This window comes from Microcoleus sp. Pol7_B2 (genome assembly GCF_036701035.1).
GTDB lineage: Bacteria > Cyanobacteriota > Cyanobacteriia > Cyanobacteriales > Microcoleaceae > Microcoleus.
Window position 1 is genome coordinate 14,545 of sequence record NZ_JAUBQB010000027.1, and the last position, 14,293, is coordinate 28,837.

General features: G+C 45.1%; 12 protein-coding genes and 1 tRNA gene. 5 read left to right on the forward strand and 8 right to left on the reverse strand.

Features of this window, described 5'->3' with window-relative positions:
- Positions 1–254 precede the first annotated feature (254 nt).
- Entirely contained in the window at positions 255–1,337 is a 1,083-nt protein-coding gene (locus QUA57_RS12865) for an AI-2E family transporter (RefSeq protein WP_333061279.1), read from the forward strand.
- Positions 1,338–1,923: 586 nt separating this feature from the next.
- Positions 1,924–3,159: an HhoA/HhoB/HtrA family serine endopeptidase gene (locus QUA57_RS12870; RefSeq protein WP_333061280.1), complete on the forward strand. Its 1,236-nt coding sequence runs from the start codon at positions 1,924–1,926 to the stop codon at positions 3,157–3,159.
- Between the two features lie 81 nt (positions 3,160–3,240).
- Here QUA57_RS12870 and QUA57_RS12875 read toward each other — a convergent pair whose 3' ends face one another.
- Entirely contained in the window at positions 3,241–3,375 is a 135-nt protein-coding gene (locus QUA57_RS12875) for a hypothetical protein (RefSeq protein ID WP_333061281.1), read from the reverse strand.
- Between the two features lie 30 nt (positions 3,376–3,405).
- Between QUA57_RS12875 and QUA57_RS12880 the strand changes: the two genes are divergently transcribed.
- Complete coding sequence (locus QUA57_RS12880; RefSeq protein WP_333061283.1) at positions 3,406–4,278, forward strand: MBL fold metallo-hydrolase; 873 nt, start codon at positions 3,406–3,408, stop codon at positions 4,276–4,278.
- Between the two features lie 223 nt (positions 4,279–4,501).
- On the opposite strand, the gene QUA57_RS12885 is transcribed toward QUA57_RS12880, so the two are convergent.
- The 3 genes from QUA57_RS12885 to gcvH all read right to left on the reverse strand — a co-directional run bounded on the left by QUA57_RS12885 (position 4,502) and on the right by gcvH (position 8,687).
- Positions 4,502–4,834 carry a hypothetical protein gene (locus QUA57_RS12885; protein ID WP_333042496.1) on the reverse strand — a complete coding sequence of 111 codons (333 nt, stop codon included), beginning with the start codon at positions 4,832–4,834 and terminating at the stop codon, positions 4,502–4,504.
- 118 nt (positions 4,835–4,952) lie between these two features.
- A complete protein-coding gene (gene gcvP, locus QUA57_RS12890) occupies positions 4,953–7,904 on the reverse strand; it encodes an aminomethyl-transferring glycine dehydrogenase (protein WP_333061285.1) in 2,952 nt (983 codons plus the stop codon).
- A 393-nt stretch (positions 7,905–8,297) separates the two neighbouring features.
- A complete protein-coding gene (gcvH, locus tag QUA57_RS12895; RefSeq protein WP_333042492.1) occupies positions 8,298–8,687 on the reverse strand; it encodes a glycine cleavage system protein GcvH in 390 nt (129 codons plus the stop codon).
- A gap of 59 nt (positions 8,688–8,746) precedes the next feature.
- On the opposite strand from gcvH, the gene QUA57_RS12900 reads away from it, so the two are divergent.
- A complete protein-coding gene (locus QUA57_RS12900) occupies positions 8,747–9,592 on the forward strand; it encodes an alpha/beta hydrolase (RefSeq protein WP_333061286.1) in 846 nt (281 codons plus the stop codon).
- A gap of 102 nt (positions 9,593–9,694) precedes the next feature.
- Here the strand turns inward: QUA57_RS12900 and gcvT are convergent, their stop codons facing one another.
- The 3 genes from gcvT to QUA57_RS12915 form a co-directional block, all read right to left on the reverse strand.
- Positions 9,695–10,846: a glycine cleavage system aminomethyltransferase GcvT gene (gcvT, locus tag QUA57_RS12905; protein ID WP_333061287.1), complete on the reverse strand. Its 1,152-nt coding sequence runs from the start codon at positions 10,844–10,846 to the stop codon at positions 9,695–9,697.
- A gap of 203 nt (positions 10,847–11,049) precedes the next feature.
- Positions 11,050–11,122 (reverse strand) — tRNA-Ala (locus tag QUA57_RS12910).
- A gap of 153 nt (positions 11,123–11,275) precedes the next feature.
- A complete protein-coding gene (locus QUA57_RS12915; protein WP_190659577.1) occupies positions 11,276–11,479 on the reverse strand; it encodes a hypothetical protein in 204 nt (67 codons plus the stop codon).
- A gap of 968 nt (positions 11,480–12,447) precedes the next feature.
- Between QUA57_RS12915 and QUA57_RS12920 the strand changes: the two genes are divergently transcribed.
- The gene (locus QUA57_RS12920) at positions 12,448–12,819 is read left to right on the forward strand and encodes a hypothetical protein (RefSeq protein ID WP_333061289.1); all 372 of its coding nucleotides are present in this window, start codon (positions 12,448–12,450) and stop codon (positions 12,817–12,819) included.
- A 923-nt stretch (positions 12,820–13,742) separates the two neighbouring features.
- Here QUA57_RS12920 and QUA57_RS12925 read toward each other — a convergent pair.
- The gene (locus QUA57_RS12925) at positions 13,743–14,204 is read right to left on the reverse strand and encodes a cupin domain-containing protein (RefSeq protein ID WP_333061291.1); all 462 of its coding nucleotides are present in this window, start codon (positions 14,202–14,204) and stop codon (positions 13,743–13,745) included.
- Between the last annotated feature and the right edge of the window lie 89 nt (positions 14,205–14,293).

Here is a 14,293-nt window from a genome sequence, read left to right on the forward strand (position 1 = left end):
GCTGCAAACTGCTGCCTTGCCAACAGCAAAAAATATTTTTTTCGCAGGTGATATATCCATACCAGCGGAAACGATATAACATGGTTGTGGCAGGCACTGCCTGCCAGCAACCCAATTTCCGCTGCTGGTCGAGCAACTGGGAATTTTCAGCAGTCGGGTATAAAAAAATGCACTATAAAATGGTTAACAGAGAAGGGCGAATAGCAGCGCCAATCTCACATCTTGCATCTCAAATTTTAACTCGGTTAACTTAGATGAGACGTTTCACTCAACTGCCGCAGTGGTGGATTTACGGACTGGTATTTCCCCTAGCGGTACTCAACTGCTGGTTAGCCCTCCTAGTCTTTGAATATTTTCGCGCCCTGATTACTGTTTTGGTAGTGGCTACAGTGCTGTCTTTTTTGCTAGATTATCCAGTGCGCTTTCTGCACAGATACGGCTTGAAGCGCGATCGAGCAGTTTTGTCGGTATTATTTTTGACTTTACTGCTATTGGTGGTTTTAGGTCTGACTCTAGCCCCGATTCTGCTAAACCAAATTACTGAACTTGCCACCCGACTGCCGACTTGGATAGTTTCTGGCACAGAACAGATTGAAGCGTTCAACAAGTGGGCGGAAAATCGCAATCTCCGCATTGATGTCAGCGGTTTGACTACCCAATTGAGCGATCGACTTTCATCTCAATTGCAGTCTCTCACTGGCGAAATTCTCAAATTTGGCTTAGGTGCTGCCGACAGTCTGTTGAATTTCCTCCTCACAATAGTCGTGACATTCTACTTGCTCTTGCACGGCGATCGCGTATGGGAAGGATTGTTTAAATGGTTTCCTTCCAAGCAGAGCCTTCAATTGCGAGAGTTGCTGGCGCGAAGCTTCCACAACTACTTCGTCGGGCAAGCAACTTTGGCAGGTTTGATGGGACTGTCTATCACTGTTGCTTTTTTAATTTTGCGAGTTCCCTTCGGACTTCTGTTCGGTTTGGGTGTGGGTGTAATGACTATGATTCCCTTCGGCGCACCTTTCAGTATTTGCATTGTCAGTTTGCTCATCACATTAAACAACTTTTGGCTCGGCGTCACAGTTTTAGCTGTCGCTACAGTAATTGAGCAAATAATTGAAAGCGGGGTTGCTCCTCGGTTATTAGGCGGTTTTATCGGCCTCAATCCTGTGTGGATTTTAGTGGCGCTGCTGGTAGGGGTTAAGGTGGCAGGAGTAGCAGGTTTGTTAGTTGCTGTGCCGATGGCTGGTTTTATTAAGAATACTGTTGATGTTTTGGAAAGTTCGAGGAAAAAGTCGAGGGAAATCGATTCGGTTAGTTCCATTGAACCTATGGAGCAATAAAATTCCTCCATAGGTTCAAATTTTAGATTTGAAGAGAGTTTTTGCAGGCTATTTTGACTTAGGTTTAGTTGGTACTTTAGCTTGAGGCTTTACAGGTTTTTTACTTCCTGCTTTCGGGTGAGGCTTTCCGGTGCTTTAGCTGCTATCCTTCCTGGATGCAGGCGGGGTCAAAAACTCCGTTTCTAGGTTAACGTCGATCGCTGACAACGAAGATTTTGCGTAGAAACCTGGTTTTTTTGAGTGCAAGCAAGATTGTTGTTGACTTCGGATATCAATCCAGTGAAAAGTTCGCGGGAAATGCGGAATATGCGAGCTGGCTACCGTAGTTTGTATTATCGCACTCAGACAGCAAGTCGCCAGTGCCGACCCAGTTCGATCGCACTCAAAAGCTCGATTTCACAAACAAGTTGCCTGCGACTGTCCGGTTTCTACCCCAGCTTGTAGGGTAAACCCCACCAGTCAAGCAGACATCACAAATGCTTGAATTAAAATTAAAGAGCCTTTACTTCTAACTTAATTACAGTAGGTGCTAAAAATGCAAAACCATAATTATAACTCTCGCTCTAACTCTCACCAAATCAATACTATGTCAACTCAAAATATGCCTGCATCTCAGCGTTCTCGCACTTTTACGTGGTCGAAAAAAATTGCTTTTTTATCTCTCCTTTTACTCGGCTCCACTGCAACTGTTGGGTGCAACGCCCTAACTTCTCAAGTTCCTGGAAGTTCTAACGCCATTCAAGCTGAACCTTCAACTACAGCGCCAATCTCAGCATTGCCCGCGAATATACTGCCCTCTCAAGACTCTAACTTTGTCACTAAAGTTGTGCAGGAAGTCGGCCCGGCAGTGGTGCGGATCAATTCGTCTCGCACGGTGACGAACCAAGTTCCAGATGAGATACCCGAGCAATTCCGGCGCTTCTTCGGTTCGGAATCTCCCATTCAACCGGGAAATCGAGTAGAACGGGGTTCCGGTTCGGGTTTTGTTTTTGGTTCCGACGGCCGCATTTTGACTAACGCTCACGTTGTTAATGGCGCGGATACGGTGACGGTAAAACTGAAGGATGGCCGCGAATTTGTCGGCAAAGTTTTAGGCGTAGATACAGTTACTGATGTGGCTGTTGTTAAAATAGAAGCTAACAACTTGCCTGTGGTGAATTTGGGCAAATCTGAAGAGTTACAGCCGGGAGAATGGGCGATCGCGATCGGCAATCCCCTCGGTTTGGACAATACTGTGACTGTGGGAATTATTAGCGCTACAGGCCGTTCTAGCGCCGATGTCGGTGTTCCCGACAAGCGCGTCAGCTTTATTCAAACCGACGCTGCGATCAATCCCGGCAATTCTGGTGGGCCGCTGCTGAACCAGCGCGGTCAAGTTATCGGCATGAATACGGCGATTATTCAAGGCGCTCAAGGATTGGGTTTTGCTATTCCGATCGATCGAGCACAACAAATTGCCGACCAATTAGTAACAGCAGGAAAAGCCGAACATCCTTATCTCGGCGTTCGGATGTTGAGCATTACTCCCGAAATCAAGAGAGAATTTAATCAAAATCCCAACACCAAATTGAGGCTGACTGAAGATAAAGGCGTGTTAGTTTTGGGAGTTGCGAAAAATTCTCCGGCGGCACAAGCTGGAGTTCGCCTTGCCGATGTCATCAAGAAAATCAACGGTACAGAAGTAAGTGATGCTGGCAGCGTACAGCAAATTGTCGAGAAAAGTACAGTGGGCAGCGATCTGCAGCTTGAATTGAGCCGCGGCGGACAACCTGTTACTGTGGCGGTGAAAGCGGGTGCTTTTCCAGCGGATCAGCAGCAGTAGAATTGTTGATTGAAACTTATATCTTGCACCATTGTCAATAATCCTTTTATGAACCGGCAAGATGCCTGTTCCACAAGAAAATTAATCTCTTGTGGAACGGGCATCTTGCCCGTTCTTGAGAATGCTGCAAGAGGTGAGTTTTAATCGGCTTGGTCTGTGAGAATGGTTTAAACCTCCGGCGGGATGTCGGAGGTAGTCATTATAGTAAGTTACCATAATTTATATGGGTTATTAAGAGGTAGAAAGATGGCTAACATTAATCGGAGGCGTACTGAAAATATTAACGGTAACTTTTATGTAGACAATACCTGCATTGACTGTGATACTTGTCGGTGGATGGCACCTGAAGTATTTGGTCAAGCAGGAGAACAGTCTGCGGTTTACCAGCAGCCAACTAATGAAACTGAAGAAATGCGATCGCTCGCGGCTCTTTTGTCTTGTCCCACAAGTTCGATCGGCACTGTAGAAAAACCCAAAAGCATCAAACAAGCCCAGCAAATGTTACCCGCACTCGTAGCAGAAAATGTCTATCACTGCGGTTACCACTCTGAGAAATCCTACGCCGCAGCCAGCTATTTAATTGTCCGTCCTCAAGGAAACATTTTAGTTGATTCTCCCCGTTTTGTGCCGCCGCTAGTCAAAAACATAGAAGCAATGGGCGGCATTCGCTATCTGTACTTGACTCACCGCGACGATGTGGCAGATCATCAACAATACCGCGATCATTTTGGGTGCGATCGCATTCTCCATGCTGACGAAATTAACGCGGGTACTCGCAGTGTTGAAATTCAATTGCCTGGTAGCGAACCGCATCAAATCGCAGATGATTTGTTGATTATACCTGTTCCCGGTCACACGAAAGGTCACACAGTTTTGCTTTACAATAACAAGTTTTTGTTCACCGGCGATCATCTTGCTTGGTCGGAAAGTTTGCAGCAGCTAGTTGGCTTTCGCGAAGTCTGTTGGTATTCTTGGCCAGAACAAATCAAATCTATGCAGCATTTGGCTAATTACTCGTTTGAATGGGTGTTGCCGGGACACGGCCGCAGGTATAATGCCGATCGACAAACAATGAGCAATCAAATGCAACAGTGTGTTGCTTGGATGCTCAGTGCTTAATACCGCAGATTTCAACTAAGTGAAGTACATTCACCCCACCCGCCCTATCGGGTACCCTCCCCTTAATAAGGGGAGAGTTGGGGAGGGGTGTACTCCATTTAGATGCCAAACGCTGTAGTTGAAAACCCCTTTTATTCTCCGCCGTTGAAACAACTATTAGATACACAAAGTCCTAGCAGAGGGGGACTAAGAAGAAGTGGGGATATTTAAGCCGGATTGGGTATTAAGCCTTTGGAATGGCCACCAAAGTGATAGAATTAGCGGGATAAGTTGCCTGAAAACCTGCGGCGCTGACACCTAAATCGGTCTGACGGACGATCGCCTGCAAATTCGCATCGCTATAACTGTAAACTTGAGCTTTGGCGGCTGGGTTAAATCCTTTCAAACTCAACTTGCTGGTCAAATTTTGGCTAGTTTTATTAATAATTACCAGCGTCAGAGTACCATCACTGGTACGATCGGCTGCGTAGATTGACAAAAGCCCTTGATCTGTGCTAGCTGAGCGCACCCAAGTATCGCCGTACTTACCGCCTTTTCCGTCGTAATTCATGTACATTCGGAAAGCCTAAGCCCCCGGTTCCGATATACATTTAAATTTTATTTTTTGGACGGGCTAGAAGCACCCCACAAGATTATATGCGTAAGGTGCCCATTGCCCACCCGGAGAGACTTATTTAACCTTGACTGTAAGCCTCCATTGGCAAACAAGAACAGACAAAATTGCGATCGCCAAACGCATTATCTATCCGACCCACCGCCGGCCAAAACTTATGTTCGCGAGTCCAAGGTGCCGGATAAGCCGCTTGCGCGCGAGTATAAGGACGATTCCACTCATCAACCATCAGAGATTCTGCGGTATGCGGCGCATTTTTCAAGACGTTATTTTGCGCGTCAACATTACCTTTTTCAATCTCCGCAATTTCAGCTCGAATTGCAATCATCGCATCGCAAAAACGGTCTAATTCCTGCTTCGATTCGCTTTCCGTTGGTTCCACCATTACCGTACCAGCAACCGGCCAAGAAACCGTCGGCGCGTGATAGCCGTAATCCATCAATCGTTTAGCGATATCTTCAACTTCAATAGCCGCAGACTTTTTGAGTGATCGCAAATCCAGAATACACTCGTGCGCCACCAAACCAGCTTTCCCTTTGTACAAAACCGGATAGTAAGATTCTAAGCGTTTTGCCATGTAATTAGCATTAAGAATTGCTACTTTTGTCGCTTCAGTTAAACCTACTCCTCCCATCATCCGAATGTACATCCAAGAAATAGGCAAAATGCTAGCACTTCCCCAAGGCGCGGCGGAAACAGCACCAACTGATATTTGTTGACTGTTGACTGTTGACTGTTGACTGTTAAGAATAGAATGACTGGGCAAAAATTCTACTAAATGAGACATTACCCCAATCGGCCCCATTCCCGGCCCGCCGCCGCCGTGGGGAATACAGAAAGTTTTGTGCAAATTCAAGTGACAAACATCAGCACCAAAATCACCGGGGCGGCACAAACCAACTTGAGCATTCATATTCGCGCCGTCCATATAAACTTGTCCGCCGCAGTGGTGAACTATCTCGCAAATCTCTTTAATTTCTTCCTCAAAAACGCCGTGCGTTGATGGATATGTCACCATCAAAGCCGCCAGTTCATTTTTGTGCTTTTCGGCTTTTTTATGTAAATCTGCAACATCAATATTACCCTGGGAATCGCACTCGACAGCAACTACTTTCATTCCCGCCATCACCGCGCTAGCCGGATTTGTACCGTGGGCTGACTGGGGAATCAAACAGATATTTCGGTGAGATTCGCCTTGGTGTTCGTGGTATTGGCGAATAACTAACAAACCCGCGTATTCGCCTTGGGAACCGGCGTTGGGCTGCAAAGAAATTCCCGCAAAACCGGTGATTTCTGCCAGCCACTGTTCTAGTTGCACGAACATCATTTGATAGCCACGAGTTTGATCGCGGGGTGCAAAGGGATGTATCTTGCCAAATTCTGCCCAAGTCACGGGCATCATCTCTGCTGTTGCATTCAATTTCATTGTGCAAGAACCCAAGGGAATCATCGATGTATTTAGCGATAAGTCCTTGGCTTCTAAACGGTGCAAATACCGCAAAAGTTCAGTTTCTGAATGGTAGCTATTGAAAACTGGATGGGCGAGATAGCTGCTGGTGCGATCGCAAAAATCTGGTAATGTCAGATATAAACTCAATGCGTCTGCATCCAGCGGAATGTTGAGAGCATTCTGCCCGTCCGCCCTGATATAATCTTTATCCTGTGCAAAAATTTTCCACAACTCTTGCACATCTTCAACGGTGACAGTTTCATCTAACGTGATTCCCACTGTCGAATTATCGAAAATTCGGAGATTAATTTTGCGAGCTTTAGCAGCTTCTAGAATTGCTGACAGCGGTTTATCTCCCAATTCTACCCGCAAAGTATCGAAGAAATGTTGAGAACCAATTTTGTATCCGAAACTTCTTAAACCGGATGCCAAAAGTGCTGTTAAACTCCATACTTTCTCAGCAATGTCTTTCAGTCCAGACGGGCCGTGATAAACAGCATACATACTCGCCATCACTGCCAGCAAAACTTGAGCAGTACAAATATTGCTAGTAGCTTTTTCGCGGCGGATGTGCTGTTCGCGAGTTTGCAAAGCCAAGCGCAAAGCAGATTTGCCATTAGCGTCTTTAGAAACGCCGACTATTCGCCCCGGAACTTGCCGTTTAAACTCTTCTCTCGTGGCGAAATAGGCTGCGTGGGGCCCTCCGAATCCCATCGGCACTCCGAAGCGCTGAGTGCTTCCTACGGCTATATCCGCGCCGAATTCGCCGGGGGGTGTGAGCAAGCAAAGGCTCAATATGTCGGCGGCGACTGTGACTAATGCGCCGACTTCGTGTGCCGATCGAATAAAATCCGTATAGTCGTAAATTGCGCCGTCTGTGGCGGGGTATTGCAGGAGAGCGCCGAAGATTGTACGATCGAACTCAAAGCTTTGATGGTCCCCGACAATTACCTCAATTCCCAGCGGCTTAGCGCGAGTTTGCACAACTTCAATAGTTTGAGGGTGGCAATCTTGGGAAACAAAAAACGCTTTTGCCTTATTTTTGCTGGCGCCGTAACTCACCGCCATCGCTTCCGCCGCCGCTGTCCCTTCATCTAGCAAAGAAGCGTTGGCAATTTCCAAACCCGTGAGGTCAATTATCATGGTTTGGAAGTTCAGTAAAGCTTCCAATCGGCCTTGAGCAATTTCGGCTTGGTAGGGAGTGTAAGCTGTATACCAGCCGGGATTTTCTAGGATATTCCGCTGAATGACCGGGGGTGTGATGCAGTCGTGATATCCAGTGCCGATGTACGATCGAAATACCTGATTTTTTGCCGCAATTTCTTTCAATTCGGCCAAAGCGCTGTACTCGCTTTGCGCTGCGGGAAGTTGTAGGGGTGCTGAAATGCGAATCGCCGCTGGAACCGTTTTGTCAATCAACTCATCGAGGCTGGAAATGCCCAAAACATTGAGCATTTGCTGGATTTCGCTGGGGGTCGGGCCAATGTGCCGGCCCGCAAAACCATTGATGGAGGAAAGGTTTTGCTGCTGACTGGGTTCAAGTTGAGGGCTGTAGAGTACCAAGGCGGATTCTCCTGAATAGACTTTTGCTTCTTTGTTTGTAACATTTTGCTAAGAAAACCAGGAAGATTTTCTGCGTCTATCAAAGTCCGACAGTCCGACAGGGGTTGAAACCCCTGTCTCATAGCTAAAGTCGTCGGTCACCGACTAAGCAAGATTTTTTGTGTGTATCAAAGTCCGACAGGGGTTGAAACCCCTGTCTCATAGCTAAAGTCGTCTGAAGACGACTGTAGATTAAGCTGCACTTATCGCAACTCCCCCCGCAACAGCTTGGTATTTCAGTCGTCTTTAGACGACTTGTGCTATTAGCCAGGGGTTTCAACCCCTGGCAGATTGTGGAATTATCAACGAGCCCTATGCCCTATGCCCCATGCCGTATGCCCTATTCCCTATGCCCTATTCCCCTTCCACCATTTTTCGATACTCCGGGGCCGAGAAAGCATCGTCTGCTTCGCTGGTGTTGTCAACGCGCACTTTCAGCAGCCATCCAGCGCCATAGGGGTCTTCCGCCAAATTTTCGGGAGACTCTATAATGTCATCATTGCGTTCTACAACTGTACCGGTAACTGGTGCTTTCAAGTCTTCAACGGCTTTCACTGACTCGACTGTACCGAAAGCTTCTCCCTTTTCCAACCCTGCACCGACTTCTGGCAAATCTAGAAACACGATATCGCCGAGTTGGTCAACTGCAAAGGCACTGATGCCGATGGTGGCAATTTCGCCTTCGAGTCGGATGTATTCGTGGGTGTCTAGGTATTTCAGGTCATCGGGGTATGTTAGTGCCATGTCTTTTCTCGCAATAAAAAAGTATTAGTTAAATCTTATTCAACTATGAGCCTTTAGTGATGGCTAACTGGAACAAAAAAAATATTAAACGCTTGCTTTTTGGAGAATTTTCTGTCAAAAGACTGATGCTATCTATAATTTTTATTTACGCATTTCTGTGTTTTTACGGTTTCTTTTTTTCAGAACGGCTAATTTTTCAACCTCCCCCATCTAGTCAGAGTAATAGCAGGGAAGTTATCAAAGTTAGCTCAGCTAATGGCGTGATAATTTCTACTGTTCATTTTCCTCACCCGCAAGCTCAATATACTATACTTTACAGTCACGGAAATGCGGAAGACTTGGACAGCATTTTGTGGCTACTCAGAGAGATTCGAGATAGCGGGTTTGCTGTGTTTGCCTATGATTATCAAGGTTACGGCACGAGCCAGGGAAAGCCTTCTGAGTATAATACTTATCGTGATATTGAGGCTGCTTACAATTATTTAACCCAACATTTGGGAGTACCTGCAAAGCAAGTTATTCTTTACGGGCGTTCTGTGGGGGGTGGGCCGGCAATTGATTTGGCTTCGCGGCAAAAAGTGGGCGGTTTGGTGGTTGAAAGTTCCTTTGTTTCGGCTTTTCGGGTGTTGACGCGGATTCCTATTTTACCCTTTGACAAGTTTGTGAATATTGATAAGGTTGGCAAAGTTCGATCGCCTGTTTTGGTGATTCATGGTAAGGCTGATGAGGTGGTGCATTTTTGGCATGGAGAGCAGTTGTTTGCAGCGGCGAAGCAGCCGAAATTGAATTTTTGGGTTGATGGGGCGGGTCATAATGATTTGATGGATGTGGCGGGCGATCGCTATGCTGCAACTTTGCGACAATTTGCTAAGCTAGTAGATGAGTATTCTTTACCACAATTATGAGCAATGGGCTAGAAGCCCGTTCCACAACAACACATACACTTACACTTTATTGTGAACCATTGCTGTGAGCAACTCCCCTGAACTAATGCTCACCTACTTAAGTTAAATGGGGCGGTTTTGCGATCGATAAAATGGTTTTTTCACCACACTAGCCGGATAGTTTTTTCCGCGAATTTCGACCTCTAATTGCTGACCGATTTTAGCTAATTGTGCCGGAACAACCGCGAGGCCCACTGCCCGATTCAAAGTAGGCGATAATGTACCGCTAGTAACTTCTCCTACTTTTTCGCCTTCACATATTACGGGATAGCCGTGGCGCGCAATGTGCCGCCCCTGCATTTCTAACCCTACCAACCGCTTGGATACTCCACTCGCTTTTTGCTGTTCCAAAACCTCACGGCCAATAAAATCGCCTTTGGTGTCGAGGTGAACAACCCAACCCAATCCAGCTTCTAAAGGCGTGATATTGTCGTCGATATCTTGACCGTAAAGAGCCATTGCTGCTTCTAAACGCAACGTATCCCTCGCGCCCAAACCGCAGGGCACAACGCCAGCAGCTAACAATTTTTGCCACAGTTCTTTCCCTACTTCGGCATCCACCATGATTTCAAACCCATCTTCGCCGGTGTAACCTGTTCTGGCGATAAAACTCGGCTGTCCCAACAGATTTGTTTCTAAGTGACCGAATGCCTTAATTGGTGACAGGTTGTCTTCCACAAAAGACTGGAGATAGTTAACAGCCTCTGGCCCTTGAATGGCAATTAAAACTTTATCTTCGGAGATGTCTGTAAAACAGAGTTCGCTCAATTCTAAGTGAGTGGTGATCCATGCTTTGTCGGCGAGGCGAGTGGCTGCGTTGACAATGATTACTGCACGTTCTTCGCTAGTGATAGGGTCTGGTTCTTGGCAGTAGAAAATAATGTCGTCTAAGATGCAGCCTTTGGCATTTAGCAAGACTGTATATTGAGCTTGACCGGGTTGCAAGCGGCTCAAGTCTGAGGGTACTAAGGGTTGAAATTTTTCTATTACTTGTTTCCCTCTCAAACCAAATTTTCCCATGTGGGAAATGTCGAACATTCCTGCTTGCTGTCGTACTGCTTGGTGTTCGCTGCTGATGCCTGCGTACTGCACCGCCATCTCCCACCCGGAAAAGGGCACCATTCGGCCTTTGAGTTCTAATGATAGGTCGTACAGAGGCGTGCGGGCAAGTTGGCTCGGACTCTCTGGATTGCTGGGTTCAGTTGACTTTGCCACAGGTAGCGCTTTGGTTGCGGGTAGACTGTTTTGATTTTACGGGAAAATTGGTTTTCGCGGTGTGTGGCCCGATCGAATTTAACGACACGGCAATGGTGTTTAGGTACCAGTCGCGATCGAATTTAAGCACGCGCTCGTACTGTTTGGGTACAAATTGGGTACAAATTAGGACACAGCAGTGATGTATCCCTAATCTTAATTTATGGAGAATAGCGGGCTCGAACCGCTGACCCCTACAATGCCATTGTAGTGCTCTACCAACTGAGCTAATTCCCCTTTCTTTTCGCGCTCTCAATCATGCCTTAACTGGCCAATATTTGTCAAGCTTTTTGAGGAAATTAGTTTTGAACCCTGGATTGGCAAGGCTTTCGGCTTTTTTTCCAAAAAAGTCTCCTCGCTTCTGGACAATGGTCAATCCCCTACTATGATCTAGTAAGTGTGTTGCGATATTTCGGTCAAATGGCTCAAACAAGACCCCATGAGGAAGTAGACGACTAGCAGAGCGGCGGCTGAGACCGCAACTAGGGTGCCGGCTAGCATTAGTGAAAATTCCCGTTGCGCGATCGCCTCCTGCATTAAGTGCAAAGACCAGGCAACGAGGGCAACGTCAATTATTAAAATAGAAACCAGCATAAGTTACGATTTGTAACAGCTTACCTATTGTAACAAAACTTTTCGCTCAGTGCAGATAAGCTCAGGCGTATTTAACTTTTGCTGTAAAACCCGAAGGGAGCAGCGGAAAGCTACTGAGAAAAAATGATAGCTTTTATTGATAATTACAATATGCAAAGTAAATGAGAGCTAGCTCAGCTTTAGATGTGGCGTTTTTGACTCTTGAGCCAGCGATTAAGAGCGGGATAGCTCCACTTCACACGCTTTTTTGAGGGGTCAGGGTGCGATCGCTATTCTGGCCAAACCCTTACTTTCATAGCTTTAGCCTTTATCGACTTGTTTTGATTTCAAATTTTCCACTATTTGAGCAATCAGTGGACGATAAATGGTGTTATCTAAGTGTTCCTTGTACCACTTCTTATAATTCCCACTATTACAGCTTATTCCAGGCTTATGAAGTACACCGCGCTCTCACGGGGCTTCTTTACAGTTCTCGCATCATTAGTGATTCTGTTCAAAAAACCCGGTTGATCGCGCTCTACATCTATAGGAAATATGCTGTATCCCTCTTCTGTCACTAAGCGGCAGAAGAAAATAATAATTCATTCTCATTGATCAAGTAAGAGAAGGGATTTGGGTAAAAATTCATTAACGATATTAATTGACCCAAGCCTGTAGATAATTGTGGAATAGGAAAAATTTTATCCATTTTTGTATCAAGTTAAAGCTAATTAAAGCTTGTAGTATTAATCAATACTCGGGACAGTTTTTAAAGAGGGATGCGCTCGCAATAAAGCACAGAAGCGAAAAAAGTGAGTGCAATCTGAACCCAAAATAAACAGAAAAAACGGCGCTCTTTTAGGTTAAAATATAAAAATACACAAGCTTAATAGATTGCCTTAGGAAGATTATTGAATCCATCTTTACAATAAATCCCGGGGATGAGTCAACCCCCAAAGAAGTTTTTAGTCACTTTATTTTAAACTATTTTGGTTGTCTATGGCAAGGTCAATTTCACGAATCTCAGTCGTTATAGTTATTTGATAGAAAAAAACTACCGTCGTCACTTTCTCAAAAGCTTTAAATCTCCACAAATTACTCAATATTTTCTTGAACTTGCTTTGAATTATGAACACACAGTCATTGCTGTTATTGAGGGTTATTTTGTGAGAAAACGTGGCCCCAAAACTGACGGTAAAGCTTATTTTTATAATGGTGTAGCTGGCAAATCGGAACAGGGGTGGGAAATTGCTGTGATTTCTATTGTAGAAATTGAGAGTCGTTTATATTATAGCTTAAGCGTACAGCAAACTCCATCACGTCCTCAAATAAAGCCCCTGAAAAAACTGGCAGAAAATTAGAAGAATTGCTGGTCAAAAAACACTCGCCAAAAACAGGACTCTCAAACTTCAAAGCCTGACATCACAAGAGTTAATGACTATGCACAACATTTGAAGAATACTCGTTATTTCTTCCCAACTTTTGTATGTTATTTGGTCGCTGATGGCTATTACTACCGCTCTAAATTCTGGGATGCTGTGCGGGAGTTAAATTTAGACTTTATTAGCAAGCTAAGAGTTAATGGTAACTGACGCTATCTTTATACAGGCGAACAAAATAAACTGGGAACTTCTCGTAAATATGATGACAAGGTTGATTGCCATGATTGGAGTCGTCTTAATTTTGTTAAATAAATAAAACCGGGAGTTTCAATCTCTACATTTATTTTAGGCGAGTTGTTGTTTAAATTGCAAAATTAGTTTGGCTTGTATCTCTGAAGTTCAAGCCAACGGCAAAATCACAAATGCTTTATTATTTAGCACTGATGTTCACCTACCTCCCGAACAAATTGTTGAATATTATCAGGCTCGTTTCCAGATTGAATTTATTTTTCGTTAGACCAAGGAATTTACGGGATTGTCTGATGGTCAAGCTCGTCATTTACCACAGCTTGATTTTCATTTTAATGCCAGTCTTCTTTCCTTAAATTTAGCCAAACATCCACTCTATAGTTGTCATTCATCTGCCAAGTCGTTTGTGTTTTCAATCTGTTCTTATAAACGGTGCGAATTCAATAAACACTTACTTTATACTTTTATTGATAAGTAAGATTTAGACCCGGATTTGATTTAAAATCATCCTAATCTTCCTTCAGTCTTGTCTTATGATACTTTAGCTGCTTAAAAACTGTCGTATTGTTATATCACACCTCATCTTTATGATAAATGCTATACCACAAAGCGTGTTCCGCCGAAGTCCCAAGATTCACTTAACTCATAAAATTTTAACTCTCATAAACCTCGCCATTTTTGCGAGTAAAAATCCAACTATTCCCGTTAGCTTTCGCAATTAGATCGTCATCGGGATATTCGGCACTATCTCCCGGAGTGCGATCGCCAATTTCGAGATAAACAACATCTGCATTCGAGCGGTTGACTAAATGATGCCCATCTGAATCCCCCGCCCGAAAACCCGCGGCCATACCCGGTGTCAGCACTTGCTCTCCCGAATTTGTAATCAGAGTAACTTCCCCTTCCAGAACATAGATTAACTCATCTTGGCGGGTATGCCAGTGCCTGAGAGCAGAACAACTTCCCGGCGCAAGTCTCACCCAATTTACCCCAAAATTATGCAATCCGGCCGCATCGCCCAAGCGCTTTTTAACTCTCCCCGCAACAGCAGATTGGAATTGCTGAGGGTACTTGGAACCCGTAATTTCCGGCAGATTTTTAGGCTCAATAATCATATAACGAAGCTGACAGCAGTTGTGAGTTTTCTCTTCTTTCTCTTGCTTGGCGTCCTAGGGTTTACGCGCGGCTTCGCCTAACGCGCCTT